1 protein-coding gene and 1 pseudogene are annotated in these 1,762 nt (G+C 59.8%); both read left to right on the forward strand.

Annotated features, from left to right (window positions below):
• Window positions 1–7 precede the first annotated feature (7 nt).
• Window positions 8–1,071: pseudogene (locus GA0061099_RS39115) on the forward strand (IS110 family RNA-guided transposase).
• 317 nt (window positions 1,072–1,388) lie between these two features.
• Window positions 1,389–1,622, forward strand: a complete 234-nt coding sequence (locus GA0061099_RS40940; protein WP_141379031.1) for a hypothetical protein — start codon at window positions 1,389–1,391, stop codon at window positions 1,620–1,622.
• Window positions 1,623–1,762 lie beyond the last annotated feature (140 nt).

Genomic DNA, 1,762 nt, shown 5'->3' on the forward strand with positions numbered 1-1,762 from the left:
AGCTCCGATGAAACTGTACGTTGGACTGGACGTCGGCCTTGAAGAAACCAGCGTTTGCATCGTTGATGGCGAGGGTCTCACGGTTCGCGAAGTCAAGGTCAGCACGGAGCCAGAGGCGATCCGCTCCGCTGTAGAGGGCTGCGCGGATCGCCTCGATAGAGTGGGGGTCGAGGCGTCATCGCTAGGCTTCTGGCTGTATCGCGAATTGCAACCAGCTGGACTTCCGATGATTGTCGTAGAAGCGCGCCATATGCGCGTTTCGCTTTCGACAATGCGCAATAAGACCGACCGCAACGATGCGCGCGGCATCGCGCAGATGATGCGGCTGGGCTGGTATCGCGCCGTCCATGTCAAGAACATCGAGATGCAGAAAATGCGCTCGCTGCTGGCGAACAGGAAGCTGCTCAAGCGCAAGCTGATCGACCTCGAGAACCACATTCGTGGCACGCTGAGGGCTTACGGTCTGATGGTTGGAGCGGTCGGCCGCGGAGGATACGAAGCGCAGGTCCGCGAGCTCATCGAGCACAGCGATCCGGTATTCTCCGTGATGATCGAGGCCATGTTGGACGTACGGCGAGCGATCTTCGAGGGTTACGAACGATTGCATAAGGTACTCCTGCAGGTGGTCCAACATGATACGATTTGTCGTCGGCTGATGACCGTACCCGGCGTCGGTCCCGTTGCGGCTCTTTCGTTCAAGGTTGGTGTCGATGACCCTCTCCGGTTTGCGCGATCTCGGACAGTCGGCGCGCATTTTGGTCTGACGCCAAGGCGACACCAGTCTGGAACGTCCATCGACTTCGAAGGCCGAATTACCAAACAGGGCGACGTCGCAGTTCGCTAAGCGCTCTGCGAGGCGGCCGCTAGCTTGTTGCTGCGGGTCAGGAAATGGTCGGCCTTGCGGGCTTGGGGCCTGCGGATCGCCAAGCGGTCGAGCATGTTGTGCGCGGCGTCGCGGCTGCACGCAAGCTTGCGAGCATTCTGCACAGGATGTGGGTCAATGAGACCGACTTCCACGTCGGCTTCGGTGCCAAGGTCACGCAACGATTGCGCTTAAAGCCTGCGCAGTAACTTCTGTTGGATCACGGAGGATGAGCGCTGGTGCTGCAGCCGGCATGCTGAGAAGGAGCAACAATTAGAGATCCGCGCGCGCGGTGAGCGTCCCCTGGCGGGCCGCGAAACGGGGAATGTCCCCTATTTCTTGCCTGCTTCCGTCCTACGTGATGAGAGCGCCAGACTGCTTGGACAGCCCTGTTTACGAACCTGATGAAGAGCATGCGACGGCCATAGTGCTGAACGCGAAGGAACGCATGGACCCCGCCTGGAGAATGCAAACCGCGGTCGCGGCTTTGGTGAGGTGTGTGCGTTGTTGTTGCAAGGAGTGCGTGATGTTTGAAGTGCAGAAAGTCGCAGAAAAGCGTAGACGTGGATTGACTTTGCATGCCCGATTAGGAAGGCGAGATAAAAGGGGCTCGCCGGTCGAACCGCAAGCCATTGGCATGGCTTGGGTTCTGGCGTGCCGGTCAGTCGGGGCGCGTGCCGCGCTTTGCATTTTGACCAATGGAATCAAAGGCGTCTTCGGCACCATGTGCGATTTTGATCGTTGGCAGGCCTTGCCGTGAGCGTGGGCGACAGCGATCTGCGTATTCGGCCTGGACGCATCCGCAGTACCCGCGCGCCGAAGCCGAAGAGCTTCATCAACCAGGTGCTGCGGGCCGCGAAGAAAGCAGGACACACCTCGGGGCAGGCCGCAGCTGGCAGG

It is taken from the genome of Bradyrhizobium yuanmingense (assembly GCF_900094575.1).
GTDB lineage: Bacteria > Pseudomonadota > Alphaproteobacteria > Rhizobiales > Xanthobacteraceae > Bradyrhizobium > Bradyrhizobium yuanmingense.